This window comes from Mycobacterium sp. RTGN5 (assembly GCF_033804465.1).
In the GTDB taxonomy this organism is placed as follows: domain Bacteria; phylum Actinomycetota; class Actinomycetes; order Mycobacteriales; family Mycobacteriaceae; genus Mycobacterium.
Window position 1 is genome coordinate 1 of sequence record NZ_JAPZLA010000011.1, and the last position, 20,247, is coordinate 20,247.

Below are 20,247 nucleotides of genomic sequence, written 5' to 3' on the forward strand. Positions count from 1 at the left end.
CGTCGTTGTTGTTGACCAGGGTGCCGTGTGCGGCTGTCGATGTGGTGATGGTGACGGGATCGCCGTCGGGGTCAGCGGCCGTGACGGTGATCTTGCGTGTGCCGGTGGCGATGTCGGCGGTCCCGAGGTTGGTGGTCAGGCCGGGTCCAGAGTTGATGGGTGCGGTGGCGACGGTGACGGGGGTCTGGGTGGTGGCGCCGTAGCTGTCGGTGGCGGTGAAGGTGATGGTTTCGGTGCCGCCGGTGTGGGCGAATCCTGTTGTGGGCGTGTAGGTGTAGGTGCCGTCGTTGTTGTTGACCAGGGTGCCGTGCGCGGCTGTCGATGTGGTGATGGTGACCGGGTCGGCGTCAGGATCGGTGGCGGTGACGGTGATCTTGCGTGTGCCGGTGGCGACGTCGGCCGTCCCGAGGTCGGCGGTGAGTTCGGGTGCGTGGTTGACGGGGCCGAGGAGCACGGTAACGGTTTCGGAATCCCAGGAGGCGCGGGGTTTGGGGGCCAATCCGAGTCGGTAGGCGGCTTCGGCGAGGCCGCCGGCGAGTTCGGTGAGGGTATGGATGTGGAACGGGTTGCCGACTTCGTCCTTGACGGTGATGGTGAAGGTGTCGATCCCGCCGCTAGGGGCGGAGGCGGGCTCGGGGGTGTACGTGTAGGTGCCGTTGTCATCGATGGTGAGGTAGCCGTAGGCCGGCGGTTTGGTGATGCGGTAGTGCACGGTGTCGCCGTCGAGGTCGACGGCATCGAGGTCACCGGTGATGATCCCGGTGGTGGGATCAGTGGTGTAGGCGTGTGCGGTCACGGTCGGGGTGGAGTTGAAGAACGTGTAGTGGAGGCGCCGGGTGCCGACCCAAGCTGCTTCGACGAGATCTGGCACCGGTAGTGCCGGGATGGGGAGTTTGGGGCCGCCCAGTTTGTCCAGTCCGAGCCAGCTCAACGGTTCGGTGAGGATCGCGCGCAGGGTCACCGGAGCACTGACCGGTGCGGGGAAGGCCCGGGCGAGAGTGACTACGGCCTGGCTGGTGGGTGTTTGAACCGGAGGGTTGTCAGTCTCGGTCGTGGTGGCGGGGGATTGGCTTGCGCCGGTGGTGGTCTCAGCGATGATCTTGGTGCGTGGGGTCGGCGGTACGCGTTTGGCGGCGGGCCGGCTCGATGAGTTCGGGGACTTCGGGGCGCTGCTGCGCACCCGCGGCCCGGCGGGGCCACGCGTGGAGTCGGCGGTCTTGGTCGCATTGCCGCCCGGGGTGCCGCCCTCATCAGCGTGGGCGATTGCCGGTGCGGCCAGCAACGCCATGCTCAAACCCGTTGCTGCCGTGCCGATCTGAAGCCATCGCAACACCGGGAGCTCACGCCCATGCCCACGACCTCGCCCCAGTGACTGCTTCCTCGATGAGACGCCCACGGCTGCTCCCTGAGTGTTTGCTGAAAGCGATGTTTCGTATTTAGCCACAGTCGTTGCCGTTCCGTGACCTTTACGGCTAATAACTCAGCAACTTTTCATTCCGCAGGCCTGCGCCACGAAAGGCCCGTTGAGTGCTGGCACATGGCGGCGCTGGCTCGTTAGGATGGCAAACGATGGGACGGACACGGCTAAGAGTTGTGCGGGAATCTACGGTGTGCCCTGTGCCGCGATTGGCAGCGGTCTCCAAGGATTCAAGACCATCCAGACCTATTGCTGCCATGCTGATTTGGGCCCGGCGCAACACTGCAAGCTCGCGACGCCCGACGGCACCGCCGCGATTGCTGCGGCTAAGGCTGAAAGCCGTTCTACAGCCAGTGGTTTCGGCGGAAATTGTGGTACAGGAATCCGCACGCTGTCGCCATCAATAGCAGTACCGCCGGATAGCCCCACGTCCAGCTCAACTCCGGCATGTGCTCGAAGTTCATCCCGTAGATACCGGCGATCATCGTGGGTACCGCCGCGATCGCCACCCACGCCGAGATCTTGCGCATGTCCACGTTCTGCTGCATGCCGACCTTGGCTAGGGCGGCCTGCACCAGCGACGACAGCATCTCGTCGTAGGAAGCGATGCGATCCGCGGCCTGGGTCTGGTGGTCCAGCACGTCCCGCATGTAGCGCAGGATTTCCTTCGACACCAGGTCCTTGAATTCGACGTTGAACCGTGCCAGCGCCACGGTCAGTGGCGACACAGCGCGTCGCAATTCGACGACTTCGCGCTTGAGGAGGTAGATCGGCTCGATGTCGGTCTTCTTCAGCGGCGAGAACGTCTCCGACTCGACGGCGTCGATGTCGCATTCCATCAGCTCGCTGACGTCGCGGTAGGTGTCGACGACGTGATCGGCGATGGCGTGCATGACCGCGTACGGGCCACGGGCCAGATGCTCCTGCTCGTCTTCCAGTTGCTTACGCAGCCCGGCCAGCCCGGTGTGGTCGCCGTGGCGCACGGTCACCACAAAGTCGGCTCCGACGAACACCATAATCTCACCGGTCTCAACGATTTCATGGGCCAGCGCCACTGACTCGTGCGGCACGTAGGTCACCGTCTTGAGAACCAGGAACAGGGTGTTGTCGTACCGTTCGACCTTGGGGCGCTGATGGGCGTGCACCGCGTCTTCGACTGCCAGCGGATGCAGTCCGAACACCTCTGCCACCACTTCCATCTGGTGTTCGTCGGGTTCGTGCAGGCCGATCCAGACAAACGCCTTCTGCCCGGCGGCCTCCAGTTCGTGAACCTTGGCTAACGCGGCGGCGTGCGTGTACTTGCCTGCCAGGCGGCTGCCGTCGACGTAGATGGCGCAGTCGACCATGGCCCGTGCGACGGGGACGTGGATGCGCTTGGCGTCGATGGGGGTGGGTTGGGAGCGACTTCCGCCCAACAGTGCCTGCGGTCGAGCGCGGAATGACGGCATGATGCGACCTCCCCTCACGCGGCGGGTGATGGCCCGGTGGGGCCCGACCGGAAATGCTACGCGCCAGTAGCTTTACGGGCTCAGTTCACTGCGGGGGAACCCTGCTCAGTGAGGTTTCGGGGGCGAGTACCCTGACGCCGTGTCCGAAACAGTGAGTACTCCCCGCGTCGTTATCGACGACGAAGAGATCTTCGCCGCACACGTCGGCGGGAAGCTGTCCGTGGAACTGAAGGCGCCGCTGGATACCCAGCGCGCCCTGTCGATCGCGTACACCCCCGGCGTAGCCCAGGTCAGCCGCGCGATCGCGTCCGACCACACCCTGGCCAAGAAGTACACCTGGGCCAATCGCCTGGTCGCGGTGATCAGCGACGGCACCGCCGTCCTCGGCCTCGGCGACATCGGTCCCGCCGCGTCGCTTCCGGTGATGGAGGGCAAGTCCGCGCTGTTCAAGACGTTCGGCGGCCTGGACTCGATCCCGATCGTGCTCGACACGAAGGATCCTGACGAGATCGTCGAGACGATCATCCGGTTGCGCCCGACGTTTGGTGCCGTCAACCTCGAGGACATCTCCGCGCCCCGATGCTTCGAGATCGAGCAGCGCCTGATCGAGGCACTGGACTGCCCGGTCATGCACGACGACCAGCACGGCACCGCGATCGTCGTACTCGCCGCGCTGCTGGGCGCCACCAAGTTTCTCGATCGCGACATGCACACGCTGAAGGTGGTCATGTCGGGTGCGGGTGCCGCGGGCGTCGCGTGCACAAACATCCTGCTGGCTGCGGGCATCACCGACATCACCGTGCTGGACAGTCAGGGCATCTTGCACACCGGCCGCGACGACATGAACTCGGTCAAGGCAGAGCTCGCGACGCGGACCAACCCTCGGGGGCTCACTGGTGGGATCGCCGAGGCGCTCAATGGCGCGGACGCATTCATGGGGGTCTCGGCCGGACTCGTGCCCGAGGAGTTGATCGCGACGATGACGCCGGGAGGCATCGTGTTCGCGATGTCCAACCCGGATCCCGAGATTCACCCGGACGCGGCGCGCAAGCATGCTGCCGTCGTCGCGACCGGCCGAAGCGACTTTCCCAACCAGATCAACAATGTTCTGGCGTTCCCCGGGGTGTTCCGCGGTGCGCTCGACGCCGGCGCGCGACGCATCACCGAGAAGATGAAAGTCGCAGCGGCAGAGGCGATCTTCTCCGTCGTCGGCGACGACTTGGCGGCCGACCACATCGTGCCGAGCCCGCTGGACCCCCGGGTCGGGCCCGCCGTCGCTGCGGCGGTGGCCGCGGCGTCCAAAGCCTAAGGCGAAACCTGTTGAGGCCGACGATGTTTCGCCGGCTGGTGCTGGTACTGCTGGCTCTGGTGGTCGTGGCGTGCGGATCGCCGGCGCCGGCTCCTTCGTTGGGCGTCGGTGCGACGGCCGATCCGGAGATGACCCTGCTTGCTCATTTGTATGCGGCGGCGCTGCGCTCCTATGGCAGCGCCGCACACGTGCAGATCGTCGACGATCCGCTGGCGGCGCTGGATTCCGGCGCGGTCAGTGTGGTGCCGGGGTTCACCGGTCGGCTGCTGCAGAAGTTCGCCCCTGACACGACGGCCCGGTCGGATACTCAGGTGTATCGCGCGATGGTCGGGGTGTTGCCGGAGGGCGTCGCCGCCGGCGATTACACCACCTCGGCCGAGGACAAGCCCGCGCTGGTGGTCACCGACGCGACCGCCACGGCGTGGGGTAGCCGCGACCTCACCGCGTTGGTGAGTCATTGTGCGGGGCTGCGGGTCGGCATTGTCGCGAACGCGCGTGGGCAGCTGCCGACCGCGGTGGGCGGCTGCACATGGGCGCCAGCGCACGAATTCCCCGACCAGAAAACGATGTTCGAGGCGCTGCGGGCCGGGGACATCACTGCCGGTTGGACGAGCACCGCCGACACCGGCATACCCAGTGAGCTCGTCGTGCTCGCCGATCGCAAGCCCGCGTTGGTGATGGCCGAGAACATCGTGCCGCTCTATCGGCGCAACGAACTCGACCAACAGCAGGTCCGCGCACTCAACGAACTTGCCGGTGTGCTGGACACCGGCTCCCTGGTCGACATGCGCCAACACGTGGCCGAGGGCCGCGATCCGCGGTCCGTCGCCGAAGACTGGCTATCGGCACACCCGTTGGGCCGCTAGGGGTTTAGCGCATCGGTGGGGCGAGCTTGGGAAGCACCGTGGAGAACAGCTTCTGATAGCCCGAGCCGGTGATCCGGACGATCACGTCGAGGATCTTGGCATCGGCGCCGACCAGCACGCGGGCTTTGTTCATGCGGACCGCGTCGAGGATGATGAGCGCGGCGCGTTCCGGCGTCGTCCTGGCAAGTTTCTTGTCGAACGCCTGCGTCAACGCGGGCAGGTCGAGTCCGTCGGCTGCGGTGGAATTTCGCATGATGGCGGTTTTGATCCCGCCCGGGTGCACTGTCGTCACCTTGACGGGGTGCTTGGCCAGGATCATCTCTTGGCGCAGCGCCTCGGTGAATCCGCGAACGGCGAACTTGGCCGCGTTGTAGGCGGCCTGACCGGGCACCGAGAAGATCCCGAAGAGGCTGGAGACGTTGACGACGTGGCCGTCACCGGACTCGATGAGGTAGGGCAGAAAGACCTTGGTGCCGTTGACGACGCCCCAGAAGTCGACGTCCATCACCCGTTCGATCTCTTTGAACTGGCTGATCTCGACATCGCCGCAGAACGCGATCCCGGCGTTGTTGTAGATCTGGTTGACCTTGCCGAAGTGCGCCTTGACGCCGTCGGCGTAGGCCTGGAAGGACTCCCGCTCGGTGACGTTCAGGCGATCCGCCTTGACCTCGACGCCGATCGCCTTGAGGCGCTCCTCGGTCACCGCAAGACCCTCGGTGTCGATATCGCTGATGGCGAGTTTGGCGCCCGATCGACCCAGCTCGATCGCCAATGCCTGGCCGATGCCCGACCCGGCGCCGGTCACGACCGCTACCTTCCCGGCAAACCCCTGCATGAACGCTCCTCCGAGTTGTTTGACGTGTGTTTAGTGGGACCAAGGGTATCGGGTTGCCACCCGCGGGTAACAGGGGGATACCCGTCCGCGATGCTTACAACATGATGTTTCGCCGTACGGCCAGCGCGGTAGTGGCCGCTGGTTTGATCGCCGGCGGGATGGCGCTGGCGGCGCCCGCCCAGGCCGACACCACCACCGACGATTTCCTGAACTCGCTGACCAGTGCCGGCATCACCGGGATCGACCCAGGACAAGCCGTTGAGCTGGGGCAGTCGGTCTGCCCGCTGCTCGCCGATCGCAGCCAGAACAGCGCCGATATCGCATCCACCGTGGCCGACCGCCTGGGCCGGCCGTTGGGTGCGGCCACCATGTTCACCGGCCTCGCGGTCTCGTTCTTCTGCCCGCGCGCCGTGCAGGACCTGGCCAACGGGCAGACGCCGTTCCCGCTGCCGTTCCTGGGCAACCTCGGCTTTTAGCCGCGCGGTCTTCCCCTGGGATCTACCGTCCCCCTCATGGCCATTGAGCTAGCTTGCGAGGCCGATATCGGCCGCGCGGCTCAGCACATATTCGACGTCATCACCGATCTGCGCGGCCAGGGCAGCTGGCTGTCGCCGTCGTCGGCCTTCAAGGGCACCGAGGACATCTCGGCCGGCCCGGTGGCCAAGGGCACGACCTATCGTGAGCCGGGACCGCTCGGGGTGCGCAATGGTGTGATCACTGAATTCGATCCGCCCACCGCGGTCACGTTTCACCAGCCGATGACACTCAAAATGCACGCCGGCGTCCTCGACATCACGCTGCGCTACACGCTGACACCGCACGGTCCGACCACGACGCATGTCCGACGGGTGTGCGCACTCACGCTGCCCGCCCACCTCAAGGTGTTTGCCCCGGTCTTCGTCCGTGCGTTCCGCGCCGAGAGCGGACGCACCCTCGAGTCGTTGAAGGCGCACGCCGCCGCGCTCTGAGCACTCCACCGCCGAACGTGCGGGTAGTCGTCGAAATATTGCGATTTCACCTCGAAAACCCCCACCGTCGACGCCCTCGGCTAGTCCCCGAACGCCTCGTCGATGATCTCCTGCTGCTCGACGGCATGCACCTTCGACGAGCCCGACGACGGCGCCGACATTGCGCGGCGCGAGATCCGCTTGATCCCGGTCAGCTTCTCCGGCAACAACTCTGGCAAGGTGAGTCCGAACGTCGGCCAGGCGCCCTGGTTGGCCGGTTCTTCCTGCACCCAGAAGAACTCGCCGGCGTTCGGGTACGAGTCGAGCGTGGCGCTCAGCCGACGCTTGGGCAACGGGGCCAGCTGCTCGATCCGCACGATCGCGACGTCGTCACGCTTGTCCTTCTCCTTGCGCGCGACCAGTTCGTAGTAAATCTTGCCGCTGGTCAACAGGATTCGGGTGACCTTGTCGCGGTCGCCCTCGCCGTCGGTGTAGGTCGGCTCCTCCAGGATCGACCGGAACTTCTGCTCGGTGAAGTCCCGGATATCGCTGACGGCAGCCTTGTTGCGCAGCATCGACTTCGGCGTGAACACGATCAGCGGACGGTGCACCCCGTCCAGACCGTGCCGGCGCAGCAGGTGGAAATAGTTCGCCGGGGTCGACGGCAACGCGATGGTCATCGAGCCTTCGGCCCACAGCTGCAGGAATCGCTCGATGCGACCCGAGGTGTGGTCCGGCCCTTGGCCTTCGTGGCCGTGCGGTAACAGCAGCACCACATCGGAGAGCTGGCCCCACTTGGCCTCACCGGAACTGATGAACTCGTCGATGATCGACTGCGCACCGTTGACGAAGTCGCCGAACTGCGCCTCCCACAGCACCAGCGCATCGGTATTGCCCACCGAATAGCCGTATTCGAAGCCCACCGCCGCGTACTCCGACAGTGCCGAGTCGTACACCAGCAGTTTGCCGCCGGTCGGCGTGCCGTCGGGGTTGACGGTCAACAGGTCCAGCGGAGTGAACTCCGCGCCGGTCTTGCGATCGATGATCACCGAGTGCCGCTGGGTGAACGTGCCGCGGCGGGTGTCCTGTCCGGAGAACCGGATCAGCTTGCCCTCGGCCAAAAATGTTCCCAGCGCCAGCAATTCGCCGAACGCCCAGTCGACCTTTCCCTCGTAGGCCATCTCGCGGCGCTTCTCCAGCACCGGCTTGACACGCGGGTGCACGCTGAAGCCCTCGGGGAACGCCAGGTGCGCGTCGCCGATACGAGCCAGCAGCGCCTTGTCCACCGCGGTGGTCATGCCGCGCGGGATCATCTGGTCTTCCTCGACCGACTCGCTGGGTTCGACCGCGACCTTCTCCAGCTCGCGAACCTCGTTGAACACTCGCTCCAGCTGGCCCTGGTAGTCGCGCAGCGCGTCCTCGGCCTCTTTCATCGAGATGTCGCCGCGGCCGATCAGGCTTTCGGTGTAGGTCTTGCGCACGCCGCGCTTGGTGTCGATCACGTCGTACATGTAGGGCTGGGTCATCGACGGGTCGTCACCTTCGTTGTGCCCGCGGCGGCGATAGCACAGCATGTCGATGATGACGTCCTTCTTGAACTTCTGCCGGAAGTCCACCGCCAGCCGCGCCACCCAGACACACGCCTCCGGGTCGTCGCCGTTGACGTGGAAGATGGGGGCTCCCACCATCTTTGCGACGTCGGTGCAGTACTCCGAGCTACGTGAGTCCTGCGGCGAGGTGGTGAAGCCGATCTGGTTGTTGACGATCATGTGGATCGTGCCGCCGGTGCGGTAGCCGCGCAGCAGCGAGAGGTTCAACACCTCGGCCACCACGCCCTGGCCGGCGAACGCCGCATCGCCGTGCAGCATCAGCGGCATTACGGTGAAGCCGTCGTCGCCGGTGCCCTTGTCGAGCAGGTCCTGCTTGGCCCGCACGATGCCCTCCATCACCGGGTCGACGGCCTCCAGGTGCGACGGGTTGGCGGTCAGTGAGACCTGAATGTCGTTGTCGCCGAACATCTGGATGTAGTTGCCACTGGCGCCCAGGTGGTACTTGACGTCGCCGGAGCCGTGCGCCTGCGAGGGGTTAAGGTTGCCCTCGAACTCACTGAAGATCTGCGAGTAGGGCTTGCCGACGATGTTGGCCAGCACGTTGAGCCGGCCGCGGTGCGGCATGCCGATCACGACCTCATCCTGGGCATGCTCGGCGGCTTGATCGATCGCCGCGTCCATCATCGGGATGACGGTCTCTGCACCTTCAAGCGAAAAACGCTTTTGGCCAACGTATTTGGTCTGCAAGAAGGTCTCGAAGGCCTCGGCGGCGTTCAGCTTGGACAGCACGTACTTCTGCTGCGCGACCGTCGGGCCTTCGTGCTTGACCTCGATGCGCTCCTGCAGCCACTTCTGCTGCTCGGGCTCGAGGATGTGGGTGTACTCCACACCGATGTGACGGCAGTAGGCGTCGCGCAGCAGCCCGAGCACGTCGCGCAGCTTCTTGTACTCCTTGCCGGCGAACCCGTCGACCTTGAATACGCGGTCGAGGTCCCACAGCGTCAGACCGTGGGTGTTGACGTCCAGGTCGGGGTGGCTGCGGAAGCGGGTCTTGTCCAACCGCAGCGGGTCGATGTCGGCCATCAGGTGCCCGCGGTTGCGGTAGGCCGCAATGAGTTCCATGACTCGGGCGTTCTTGTCGACGATCGAGTCGGGGTTGTCGGTGCGCCAGCGCACCGGCTCGTAGGGGATGCCCAGTTCGAAGAAGATCTCGTCGAAGAAGTCGTCGGAGAGCAGCAGCCCATGGATCGTGCGCAGGAAGTCGCCGGACTCCGCACCCTGGATGATGCGGTGGTCGTAGGTCGACGTCAGCGTGATCACCTTGCCGATGCCGAGTTCGGCGATGCGTTCCTCGCTGGCACCCTGGAACTCCGCCGGGTACTCCATCGCGCCGGCTCCCACGATCGCACCCTGTCCGGCCATCAGCCGGGGCACCGAGTGCACGGTGCCTATGGTGCCGGGGTTGGTCAGCGAGATTGTCACGCCGGCAAAGTCTTCGGCGGTCAGCTTGCCGTCGCGGGCGCGCCGCACGATGTCTTCATAGGCGGCGATGAACTGGCCGAACCGCATGGTCTCGCAGTTCTTGATCGCGGCGACAACCAGCGAGCGCTTACCGTCCTTGCCCTGCAGGTCGATGGCCAGGCCCAGATTGGTGTGTTCCGGTGTGACCGCGTTGGGCTTGCCGTCGATCTCGGCGTAGTGGCGGTTCATGTTGGGGAACGACTTGACCGCCTGCACGATCGCGTAGCCCAGCAGGTGGGTGAAGGACACCTTGCCGCCGCGGGTGCGCTTGAGGTGGTTGTTGACGACGATGCGGTTGTCGATCATCAGCTTGGCCGGGATGGCCCGCACGCTGGTCGCGGTCGGGATCTCCAGCGAGGCGTTCATGTTCTTGACGACGGCGGCGGCCGCGCCGCGCAACACCTGCGTCTCTGCGCCGCTGTCTGCCGATGCCGCTGCGGCCTTGGGAGCCGCGGCCTTGGGAGCCGGGGCAGGCGCAGAAGCCGGGGCCTTGGCCGGTGCCGCCGGTGCGGCGGAGCCGTTGCCTGCAGGCGCGGTCTTGGCCGGGGCCGAGCTGGCCGGGGCTGGAGCGGGCGCGGGTTCCGGTGGTGACGTCGGCGCCGCGGTCGGCTGACCGTTGCCGGCGGCGACCGAGTCGGTCGTCGGCTCAGGGTTGTAGTCGACCAGGAACTCGTGCCAACTCTCGTCGACCGAGGAGGGGTCGTCGCGGAACTTGCGGTACATCTCCTCGACAAGCCATTCGTTCTGTCCGAATGGTGAACTGGTACTGCTCACGGCAGTTGCTCGCCTCGATTCCTTCGTCCGGCAAGCCGCACTTGGACGGTTTGCCCCCACTGTTCAGCCCCCGACACATGGCCGCCGCCTAAAAGGCTAACCCTTCTCACGCGTTCCCGAAGCACGTCAGCGCCATGCCTGGAACCGGTCGATACAGGTCGGGGAACGGCTATCTCCCGGGCTCAATCGCCGGCAGCAGGTGCAAGCTGACCGGCCAGCGGGTGGGCGCGGGCCCAAACGCCATGCGGGCATTGTTCACAATCTTTTTGCCCATCATTCGGTTGCCACCGCCGCCGACTGCGGCGCCGATGCCGACGGGCAGCATTTTGCCGAACGCCATCACCGAGCGCTTGAGCGTGTACCGCTTGACGAAGTACCGCATCAGGCGGGTGTTGAGCTGTGACAACGCCGGCAGCGGCAACATCTCGGCGCCTTCGGCCAACCACGCGCCGCTGGTGCGGCTCGGGCCGAGCAGATCGGCGATGGCGCCCTTGCTCTCGTCGCCGACGAGGACCGCCAGCACCAGCGCCCGGCGACGCTCTCGTTGTTCGAGCGGAATGCCGTGCACCTCCGCGACCGCGAGCACGAAGACCGCGGTGGCTTCCAGGAACACCAGCGTCTCGCCGGCCACCGCCGACAGCGCCGCCAACGTGCCGATACCGGGAACCGCGGCGGCCGAACCGACGGCGACACCGCTGGCCATCACGGCGGCCAGATAGCGCTTCTCGAGCTTGGCGACGATATCGGCGGGGGTGGCCTCGGGGTGGGCTCGGCGCAGCCGGGCGACATAGGCCCTGACCGCCGGTGCCTGCACGCGGGTGCTGCGCTCGATTACCTGGGAGAGCACCCGCGCGGACATTGTCGCGTCGTCCTCGACCCGTGCCGGCAACTGCTCTCGACGGACCTTCATGGTGTGCCTTCCCTAGTGCAGCGTTCCTCCAGGCTAACGAACGATCACCGAGGAAAGGTGCCCTGCGGTGATCCCCGTCACCGCGGGGCGGATAGCCGCAGGAGGAACAAATAATCCATCACGCGTGCTGTGGTTCTGCATGGCACCATCCCGGACTGTGACTGCCACCCATCCCGCGACGTCCGAGACCGCGGCGGTGGCAGCTCCGAGCCAGTTCCGGACGATCCTTGTGCTGGGCGCCATGGTGGCGCTGGGGCCGCTGACCATCGACATGTATCTGCCCGCGCTGCCGCGGATCGCCGACGAGCTCGGGGTGTCCTCGTCGGTGGCGCAGCTGACGCTGACCGGCACGTTGGCGGGTCTGGCGCTGGGCCAGCTCATCGTCGGCCCGCTGTCAGATTCGCTGGGCCGGCGCCGCCCGTTGATGGCCGGCATCGTCCTGCACATGCTGGCCTCGGTGCTGTGCCTGTTCGCGCCGAACATCGAGGTGCTCAGCGTGGCGCGTGGGCTGCAGGGGATGGGTGCAGCCGCCGCGATGGTGGTGGCCGTCGCCGTCGTCGGTGATCTGTTCGACGACAGCCAGGCCGCCACGGTGATGTCCCGGCTGATGCTGGTTCTCGGGGTGGCACCGATCGTCGCGCCGTCGCTGGGTGCGGCGGTGCTGCTCAAGGCATCCTGGCACTGGGTGTTCGCGGTGCTGATCGTGTTGGCCGGTGCGCTGCTCGTGGTCGCCGCACTGGCGCTGCCGGAAACCCTCCCGCGCGCACACCGGCGCCCGTTGCGGGTGCGGTCGATCGCGTCGACTTATCTGGCGCTGCTGAGAGATCTGCGCTTCGTCACCCTGGTCCTGGTAGGCGCGCTCGGGATGGCCGGGCTGTTCGCCTACATCGCCGGCGCCGCCTTCGTCCTGCAAGGCCGCCACGGTCTCGATCAGCAGACCTTCGCGCTGGTGTTCGGCGCGGGCGCGATCGCCTTCGTCGCGGCCACCCAGCTCAACGTCGTGCTGCTGCGCCGGTTCTCGCCCCAACGCATCCTGGTGTGGGCGCTGGCCGCGGCAACCGTCGTAGGCGCGGTGTTCATCGCGCTGTCGGTGACCCACACCGGCGGCATCTACGGCTTCTTGGCCCCGGCCTGGGCCGTCCTGGCGACGATGGGCCTCGTCATCCCCAATGCCCCCGCGGTCGCGCTGTCGCGCCACCACGAAGCAGCCGGGACCGCGGCCGCCCTGCTGGGTGCCGCACAGTTCGGCCTGGGTGCGGTCGTCGCGCCGGTGGTGGGCCTGATGGGCAACGACGAGATCGCCCTGGCGGTCGTGATGACCGCTGGCGTGGCCATCGCGCTGCTGGCGTTGTTGGCGGTGGGTACCGGCGACGAAGCCGCCGAACACTAGCCCCCGACGGTCCCGCCGGGCGGGCCGATAGGCTCGATCCGGCGGCGTGACGGCTTGAGGCGCGGGGGCCCGGCAACGGTTCGACAGCGCGCGCCGACACCTGTGCAGCAAGCCGAAGTGAGGTATCGACATGACCAGGCACATGGCCGGCCCCGCGCCGGACGTGGACTTGGACCCCGATCAGACCGGGGCGGCCGAGGTGCCCGCGAATCCGTGGCACGCGCTATGGGCGATGCTGGTCGGCTTCTTCATGATCCTGGTCGACTCGACGATTGTTGCGGTCGCCAACCCCAGCATCATGGACGGGCTGGAGATCACCGACTACGACACCGTCATTTGGGTGACCAGCGCCTATCTGCTTGCGTACGCGGTGCCGCTGCTGCTGGCGGGGCGACTCGGCGACCGCTTCGGTCCGAAGAACCTCTACATCATCGGTCTGGCCATCTTCACCGCATCGTCGCTGTGGTGCGGGTTGGCCGGCACCATCGACATGCTGATCGCTGCCCGCGTCGCGCAGGGAATCGGCGCCGCCCTACTGACCCCGCAGACCCTGTCGACGATCACCCGCATCTTTCCGCCCGAGCGCCGCGGCGTGGCGATGAGCATGTGGGGCGCGACCGCGGGGGTGGCCACTCTGGTCGGCCCGCTGGCCGGCGGGGTGCTGGTCGGCCGGCTGGGCTGGGAGTGGATCTTCTTCGTCAACGTGCCGGTCGGCGTGATCGGCTTGGGGCTGGCGGTCTGGCTGATCCCGACACTGCCGACCAGTCGGCACCGGTTCGACGTGCTGGGTGTGGTGCTCTCCGGCCTCGGCATGTTCCTGGTCGTGTTCGGCCTGCAGGAAGGTCAGAGCCACCACTGGGAGGCATGGATCTGGGCGGTCATCGTCGCCGGGATCGGGTTCTTCACCGCGTTCGTGTACTGGCAGTCGATCAACCGCCACGAGCCACTGATACCGCTGCAGATGTTCGCCGACCGGGACTTCACGCTGTCCAACGTGGGAGTCGCGGTGATCGGCTTCGTCGTCACCGCGATGATGCTGCCGATCTTTTTTTACGCCCAGGTGGTGTGTGGCCTGTCGCCGACGCGCTCGGCGCTGCTGATCGCGCCGATGGCCATTTTCAGCGGTGTGCTGGCGCCCTTCGTGGGCCAATTGGTCGACCGGGCTCATCCCCGGCCGATCCTTGGGTTCGGGTTCTCGGTGGTCGCGGTCGCCCTGACGTGGCTGTCGATCGACATGACGCCGACGACGCCGATCTGGCGGTTGGTGCTGCCGCTGATCGCGATGGGCGTCGGTATGGCGTTCATCTGGGCGCCCCTGGCCACCACCGCGACCCGCAACCTGCCGCCGCACCTGGCGGGGGCAGGCGCCGGGGTTTACAACACGACGCGGCAGGTCGGCTCGGTGCTCGGCAGTGCGGGGATCGCCGCGTTCATGGCGTCCCGGATCAGCGACGAGATGCCGTCCGCGCCGTCCGATGCATCGGCGAGTGAATTGGCCGTGCTGAACCTTCCCTCGTTCTTGCACGAGCCGTTCTCGGCTGCCCTGGCGCAGTCGATGCTGCTGCCGGCCTTCGTCGCGCTGTTCGGCATCATCGCGGCGCTGTTCGTCCTCGGCGGGCTGAGCCCCCGGCCCGCACGCCCGGCGCCTGAGGCCGACGCCGAGATCACCGATGAGATCCCTGCCTACGACGACGGCTTTGATGACGACGGCTATGACGACGACGACTACGTCGAGTATGTGGTCGAGCCGGTCGCCCGGCCGGTGCCCGTACCAGACCCGGGCGATGACGAGACCGAAGTGATTGCGTGGCAGCACAACGGTTTCCATATCGACGGCGACGCGTATCACCGATCCTTGGAGAGCGTGGCACCCGAGCCGGCACCGAGCTCGCGGCATCGCCTCACCGACCAGAGCGAGCCGCGGGCTGCCCGCCACTACCGCGACGGGCGCACCGACGTCGAGACCTACGGCCGCCACTCACGGGTGGGCGACTGAAAATCCCTATTTGGGATCGGTAGCGCTAAGAACTGTCTTCACTGCTGTCATGAGGACGATCAAGCGGGCCTTCACTGTCGCGGCGGTGGGTGTGGCGGCCCTGGCTATCCCGGCCGCGCCCAGTTCGGCGCAGCCGGGCCCGAGCACCCTGGATGGACTGTGCGGCACGTTAGGCTGGCCGCGTCCTCTGCCCGATGTCACCGGTCAGTTCCTGAGCCAGACCATCAGGTCTGGGGCGCTTGGTTGCTGGACCAACGTGCGCGGCGTCGCGCCGGACGGGGGCGACCCCGTGAGCAGCCCCGCCGGTACCTACCGAACAGACTTCCGGATCAGCGCCATGTCGCCGAGCCCCGGCATGACCGCAGGACGCGCCGAAATGGTGACGCTTCGACTGGCCCCAGTCGACCCGACGACGCCCACTGGGTTCCAGCCCTGTGACTGGGTGTCCGCCGACGAGGCGGGCGCACTGCTCGGCGGTCCGGTCCAAGTCCAACCGCTGGGTGACGAGGCCGGCTCGGTCGATATCTCCTGCAGCTACAGCCGCGGCACCGACGATACCGGGATGCAATCCGAACTTCGCCTGCCCCAGTCATTTCCGGTCTCCGCGGCAGCACAATTCGAACGGGCGGTCAGCGGGAAAAACGGCACTCCCGTCGACGGCGTTGGCGTCACGGCGCAATGCGTGTCCGAGCCGACGACAACCCCGCCGTCCAGCACAGTGGTCGTTCTCCTCGGCGGGAACCGGCTGTACCGGGCGACGAGTTGGTACGGCACCTCGTGTGACCAACTCAAGCGATTCGCGAAGACCGCCATCGGCCGGATCGGCGCATGAGGACTTTCGGAAAGGGCATCAGCATGAACAACTTTCGGTGCATCGCCGCCATGGTGACGGCAGTCGGCGTGGTGGCGGGATGCTCGTCGTCGACCAACACCCCGGCCGCCCAGACATCTTCGGTGCCGACAGCGGCGGGTGCCTCATCGGCGACACCGGCCGCTGTCGCCGGAGTCGAAGCTGCGATCAAGGACGTCCCGTGGTCGAAGGTCGGGCCGGGCTGGATGCTGGCCGCGTGGAGCCCGGCGACCCCGCATCGACCGGGTGAGCAGCCCGAGCCGGGCGCGCCGTCACCCGAAACTGCCGGCACAACACTGTATTTGGTCGACCCCGCGGGTAACCGCTACGCCATCACCACGTTTGCGCCGGGAAGCAAGCTCGGACTGGCCGACTGGTCGGGGGACGGCAGTCACGCGCTGTTCACCCAGGCCTACGTCACGCCGACGTCGGCTGTCTCCATCGACCTGCACACCGGCGAGCAGACCACGATTCCCGTCGCCGGCTACCCGCGCTACACCCGCCCCAACGGCACCGCGCTACTGGTGTCGACCTCGTTCAACGGCAACGAGCCGGGTACTTTGAAAAGAATTGACCTGAAGGGCAATCCGCAGTTCACCTACCCGACCGACGACCTGGGTGGAGCCGGCCACTTCGGCGGTGATTACGCCGCGTCGCCCGACGGTACGCAGCTGGTGCTCGGCACCGCGAATCTCGGAAACGAGATCGTGCCGCGCAAGGACAACAGTCTCGTGGTGATGGGTAACGACGGGACGGTGATCCGCAAGCTGCCCGTGCCGGCGGCGACGACCATGTGCGGGCCGATCAAGTGGTGGAGCCCGGGGTCGGTGTTGATCCACTGCTCGTCCCAGCACGGCTCCTCGAGCCAGTTGTGGGAGTTGCCGCTGGACGGTGGCACGCCCACGCCGTTGACCGCGCTCAACTCCGGTCAGGAGAACGACCCCGGGTTCGGTGGCGACCTCGGTGACGGGAACGCCTGGAAGCTGCCGAGCGGTGTCTTCCTGCAGTCGATGGGTGCCTGCGGCACCGTGTTCCTGTCGCGGCTCACCCCCGACGGGCACACCACCCGGGTGAAGATCCCCGGTGTGTCCGACAACGTCGTCGTGACGGGCGCAGCCGACGGCCGGTTGTTGGTGCGGGGCCAGGTGGGCTGCAGCGGGACCACGTCGCTGGTGAGCTACAACCCGGCGGCCAACACCTCGACCGTGCTGCTCGGGCCGCCGATCAACGGTGGAGGTGTGAGCGAGGCGCTGCTCTACCCACGCGCGGATTCCTGATATGCGGTGTGCCGCGCTCGTCGGCGCCGTTGTGTTGGCCGCCGTCATCGGATGCGGCCCGGCCGCGGCGGACCCGCAGTCCTGCGCCGACTTCGGGGGAACGGTCGATGCCGACCGGATCTGCCACAGTCACTCCGAGACGGCGGTCTACACGATCGGCATGAGTTATCCGGTCGACTATCCCGACGTACAGGCGGTGACGGCCTACCTGACTCGGCAGCGTGACCAGTTCGTCGACTACACCGAGCAGTTTCCACCACGGGACCGGCCGGCGCCCTACCAACTTGCGGTGTCCGCCAAGGAGTATCGATCGGGTTCGCCCGCCACCGGCACACAAAGCGTGGTGCTGCGGGTCGGCCGAGACGTCGGTGCCCACCCGATCACGTCGGTGAAAGCCTTCAACTACGACCTAGGCAAGCAGGCCCCGATCACGTTCGACACCGTCTTCAAACGGGGCGCGGTCGACGTCATCTATTCGACGGTGAGCCGCGAACTGTCGCCGGGAGCCGGGACAGCGCCGCGTGGTGGCCGGGACGCGGAGACCTACCAGAACTTCGCGATCACCGACGACGCCGTCATCTTCTTCTTCGATCAGGACCAGTTGTTCGGCCAGAACGAAGGGCCGCTCCACGCGACGGTGCCGCGTGCCGACTTGAACCCGTTTCTGAACTGAGGGACCCCGACCCCGGCGACCATTCTTCCTGTCTGAGTACTATGCTCGCTGAAAAAGAGAATGCAATTTTCAGCGAGGAGAATGATGGCCGAGAAGCACTCGCTCACCGACCGCACCTTGGTCGTCTCGGGCGGTAGCCGGGGGATCGGACTGGCGATCGCGCTCGGCGCGGCCCGGCACGGCGCCAACGTCGTGCTGCTGGCCAAGACAGCCGAGCCGCACCCGAAGCTGCCCGGCACGGTCTACACCGCCGCCGCCGAGATCGAGGCTGCCGGGGGGAAAGCCGTCGCAGTGGTCGGTGACGTGCGCAGTGAAGAGGATGTCGCCCGCGCGGTCGACGCCGCCGTACAGAATTTCGGCGGGGTCGACATCTGCATCAACAATGCCAGCGCGATCGCCACCGATCCCACCGAGACCTTGTCGGCCAAGAAATTCGATCTCATGCAGCAGATCAACATTCGCGGCACGTTCCTGCTGACCAAGGCCTGCCTGCCCCATCTGCGCAAGTCGCCCAACGGCCACGTCGTCACCATCGCGCCGCCGCTGAACCTCAATCCGTACTGGCTGGGCGCCCATCCGGCCTACACCCTGTCGAAGTACGGGATGACCCTGTTGTCGATGGGGTGGGCGGCCGAATATGCCGACACCGGAATCGGTTTCAGCTGCCTGTGGCCCGAGACTTACATCGCCACCTCGGCGGTGGCCAACTCCCCGGACTTCGAGGAGGCCATCGCGTCCTCGCGCAGCCCGGAGATCATGGCCGACGCTGCGGTCGAGATTTTCACTTCGCCGGGCTCGCAGGTCAACGGCTCGTGCCTGATCGACTCCGATGTGCTGCGGACGGCCGGCATCGACGATCTGTCCCACTACGGCGGTGGCGACAACCCGATCATCGACATCTTCGTCGACAAGTAGCGGGAAGCCTTCTTGCCGAGCGTCAGCCCACCGGCAGCAGGTCGGGGTAATCGGTCGTGATGGTCTGGCCGTAGCTGCGGAACACCTCGAAGGCCGCAACCACCGGGTCCAGCCCCGCGGCGAACGCCGCCTGCGCCTTGAACACCCGTGCGGCTGTGCTCAATTCGTGACGGACTTCGTCGCCGGGACGCCCCATGCTTGGCACCCATACGTCACCCCACAAGGTGACCTCCGTGCGTGCTGAGCGCACCGACGCGGCCAACGCATCGCGTATCCGATCGTCGGTGCTGCACACCGCGCCGGCCACCGCCAGCGCGGTCGGGGCATTCGCGCCGGCGCCGAACACCGCGCCAAGTCCGATCGTTGTCACGCCGAGGATCTGCAGCGCGGCGAGGTCGCCGGGATGGGCGACCGCGACCCGAACATCCCAGCCCGCCATCACCCGGTCGAACAGCCAGCCACCCGCGGCGTCCACGACGTCGGCGACATGGGTCCCCACGACGTCGAGCTGGTAGCGGGCGTGCCTGGGGGTGCGCTGACGCGACCTGGAGAGCTCGCGCTGCCGGTCTCGTTCGTCGATGTCCTGCACGCCACACAGCGTGACACTTTCACGCCAATCTGTAAAGCTCAAGATTGATCGAAGAAGCGCCGGAGTGCCTGCGCCTGCATCGTCAGCAGCGCCTTGCTGACCTCCCAGTCGGGACACAGCGAGTCGAATCCATGGCAGGTGCCGCCAAAGATGTGCAGGTCGGCGCGCACGCCGGCCCGCAACAACTGCCGGGCATACTCCACCGCCTCGTCGCGCAGCGGGTCCAGCTCCGAGCAGGTGATGAACGTGCTTGCCGCGCCGATCATTTGGTGGCTGCGGCCGGGTACTGCAGTGGCGCTCGGGACGGTCTGGCCAAGATAGTGCCGCCACATCAGTTCGGCGGCGACGCCGTCGAAGCCCGGTGTGGATCCGAACTCTGCCTTTGACGCGGTGGGGCGGTCGTCGAGCACGGGTTGGTGCAGCAGCAAGCCGACAATCGGCGGCACCGTCTCGGCGGCCGCCCGCTGGGCCAGCCCGGCGGCCAGCGCGGCTCCGGCACTGTTGCCGGCCAGGGCCAGCCGATCGCGGTCGAGTCCGAGTTCCTCGGCCGCTGCCCAAGCCCACCCCAGCACTGCGGCGGCATCCTCGAGTCCGGCGGGGAAAGGGTGCTCGGGGGCCAGCCGGTAGTCGACCGAGAGCACCGTGCAGGCACCTTGGCGGGCCAGTTCGACGCACTGGCGGTGGTCGGTGTCGAGGTTGCCTAATACGAATGCGCCTGCGTGGCAATAGATCACCGCGGGCGATGGTGACGTTGCGCCGCGGTAGATCCGGACCGGAACCGTCGGCGCGCCATCACGCGGAACCATGACATCGGTGACCTCGACCCCGGTGGTGTCGATCTGGTCGACGGCATCGCGGCGCCGCTCGTTGAGCGAATCCCGCACCGCGGCAAGACCACCTAGAGATAGATCGACACGCGCCGCGGCGAACCCGTACAGTGCGGGATCGAGTCGCCGGAGGATTTCGGGATCGGGCTCCAT

General features: G+C 66.7%; 17 protein-coding genes. 10 read left to right on the top strand and 7 right to left on the bottom strand.

What is annotated here, in order from left to right:
• Positions 1-1,396 (bottom strand): Ig-like domain-containing protein (locus SLQ31_RS28820; protein ID WP_319437613.1); only part of this gene is annotated, 1,396 nt, incomplete at its 3' end.
• Positions 1,397-1,761: 365 nt separating this feature from the next.
• Positions 1,762-2,868: a magnesium/cobalt transporter CorA gene (gene corA, locus SLQ31_RS28825; RefSeq protein WP_413643275.1), complete on the bottom strand. Its 1,107-nt coding sequence runs from the start codon at positions 2,866-2,868 to the stop codon at positions 1,762-1,764.
• 136 nt (positions 2,869-3,004) lie between these two features.
• Here corA and SLQ31_RS28830 point away from each other — a divergent pair, with 136 nt between their 5' ends.
• Together SLQ31_RS28830 and SLQ31_RS28835 are read left to right on the top strand one after the other, a co-directional pair.
• Entirely contained in the window at positions 3,005-4,174 is a 1,170-nt protein-coding gene (locus SLQ31_RS28830) for an NADP-dependent malic enzyme (protein WP_319437615.1), read from the top strand.
• A gap of 23 nt (positions 4,175-4,197) precedes the next feature.
• On the top strand, positions 4,198-5,040 hold the full coding sequence (locus SLQ31_RS28835) for a glycine betaine ABC transporter substrate-binding protein (protein WP_319437616.1): 843 nt from the start codon (positions 4,198-4,200) through the stop codon (positions 5,038-5,040).
• 4 nt (positions 5,041-5,044) lie between these two features.
• Here SLQ31_RS28835 and SLQ31_RS28840 read toward each other — a convergent pair whose 3' ends face one another.
• Positions 5,045-5,875, bottom strand: coding sequence for an SDR family oxidoreductase (locus SLQ31_RS28840; protein WP_319437617.1), 831 nt, complete (start codon positions 5,873-5,875; stop codon positions 5,045-5,047).
• A 101-nt stretch (positions 5,876-5,976) separates the two neighbouring features.
• Between SLQ31_RS28840 and SLQ31_RS28845 the strand changes: the two genes are divergently transcribed.
• Positions 5,977-6,351 (top strand): DUF732 domain-containing protein, encoded by a 375-nt coding sequence (locus tag SLQ31_RS28845; RefSeq protein WP_319437618.1) that lies wholly within the window; start codon positions 5,977-5,979, stop codon positions 6,349-6,351.
• A 36-nt stretch (positions 6,352-6,387) separates the two neighbouring features.
• Positions 6,388-6,843 (top strand): SRPBCC family protein, encoded by a 456-nt coding sequence (locus tag SLQ31_RS28850; RefSeq protein WP_319437619.1) that lies wholly within the window; start codon positions 6,388-6,390, stop codon positions 6,841-6,843.
• Positions 6,844-6,923: 80 nt separating this feature from the next.
• Here the strand turns inward: SLQ31_RS28850 and SLQ31_RS28855 are convergent, their stop codons facing one another.
• Both SLQ31_RS28855 and SLQ31_RS28860 read right to left on the bottom strand, forming a co-directional pair.
• Positions 6,924-10,667, bottom strand: a complete 3,744-nt coding sequence (locus SLQ31_RS28855; protein ID WP_319437620.1) for a multifunctional oxoglutarate decarboxylase/oxoglutarate dehydrogenase thiamine pyrophosphate-binding subunit/dihydrolipoyllysine-residue succinyltransferase subunit — start codon at positions 10,665-10,667, stop codon at positions 6,924-6,926.
• Between the two features lie 169 nt (positions 10,668-10,836).
• Positions 10,837-11,577 carry a hypothetical protein gene (locus SLQ31_RS28860; protein ID WP_319437621.1) on the bottom strand — a complete coding sequence of 247 codons (741 nt, stop codon included), beginning with the start codon at positions 11,575-11,577 and terminating at the stop codon, positions 10,837-10,839.
• A 139-nt stretch (positions 11,578-11,716) separates the two neighbouring features.
• Between SLQ31_RS28860 and SLQ31_RS28865 the strand changes: the two genes are divergently transcribed.
• The 6 genes from SLQ31_RS28865 to SLQ31_RS28890 all read left to right on the top strand — a co-directional run bounded on the left by SLQ31_RS28865 (position 11,717) and on the right by SLQ31_RS28890 (position 18,678).
• Entirely contained in the window at positions 11,717-12,967 is a 1,251-nt protein-coding gene (locus tag SLQ31_RS28865) for a multidrug effflux MFS transporter (protein WP_413643259.1), read from the top strand.
• A gap of 130 nt (positions 12,968-13,097) precedes the next feature.
• On the top strand, positions 13,098-14,963 hold the full coding sequence (locus SLQ31_RS28870; RefSeq protein ID WP_413643260.1) for an MFS transporter: 1,866 nt from the start codon (positions 13,098-13,100) through the stop codon (positions 14,961-14,963).
• Between the two features lie 49 nt (positions 14,964-15,012).
• Positions 15,013-15,795 carry a hypothetical protein gene (locus tag SLQ31_RS28875; protein ID WP_319437622.1) on the top strand — a complete coding sequence of 261 codons (783 nt, stop codon included), beginning with the start codon at positions 15,013-15,015 and terminating at the stop codon, positions 15,793-15,795.
• Positions 15,792-17,090, top strand: coding sequence for a hypothetical protein (locus SLQ31_RS28880; protein WP_319437623.1), 1,299 nt, complete (start codon positions 15,792-15,794; stop codon positions 17,088-17,090). Before SLQ31_RS28875 ends, SLQ31_RS28880 begins: the two co-directional genes overlap by 4 nt.
• A gap of 1 nt (position 17,091) precedes the next feature.
• Positions 17,092-17,763 carry an esterase gene (locus SLQ31_RS28885; RefSeq protein ID WP_319437624.1) on the top strand — a complete coding sequence of 224 codons (672 nt, stop codon included), beginning with the start codon at positions 17,092-17,094 and terminating at the stop codon, positions 17,761-17,763.
• Between the two features lie 84 nt (positions 17,764-17,847).
• Complete coding sequence (locus SLQ31_RS28890) at positions 17,848-18,678, top strand: SDR family oxidoreductase (protein ID WP_413643262.1); 831 nt, start codon at positions 17,848-17,850, stop codon at positions 18,676-18,678.
• Between the two features lie 22 nt (positions 18,679-18,700).
• Here the strand turns inward: SLQ31_RS28890 and SLQ31_RS28895 are convergent, their stop codons facing one another.
• A complete protein-coding gene (locus SLQ31_RS28895) occupies positions 18,701-19,267 on the bottom strand; it encodes a hypothetical protein (RefSeq protein ID WP_319437626.1) in 567 nt (188 codons plus the stop codon).
• Positions 19,268-19,305: 38 nt separating this feature from the next.
• The gene (locus SLQ31_RS28900) at positions 19,306-20,247 is read right to left on the bottom strand and encodes an alpha/beta hydrolase (protein ID WP_319437628.1); all 942 of its coding nucleotides are present in this window, start codon (positions 20,245-20,247) and stop codon (positions 19,306-19,308) included.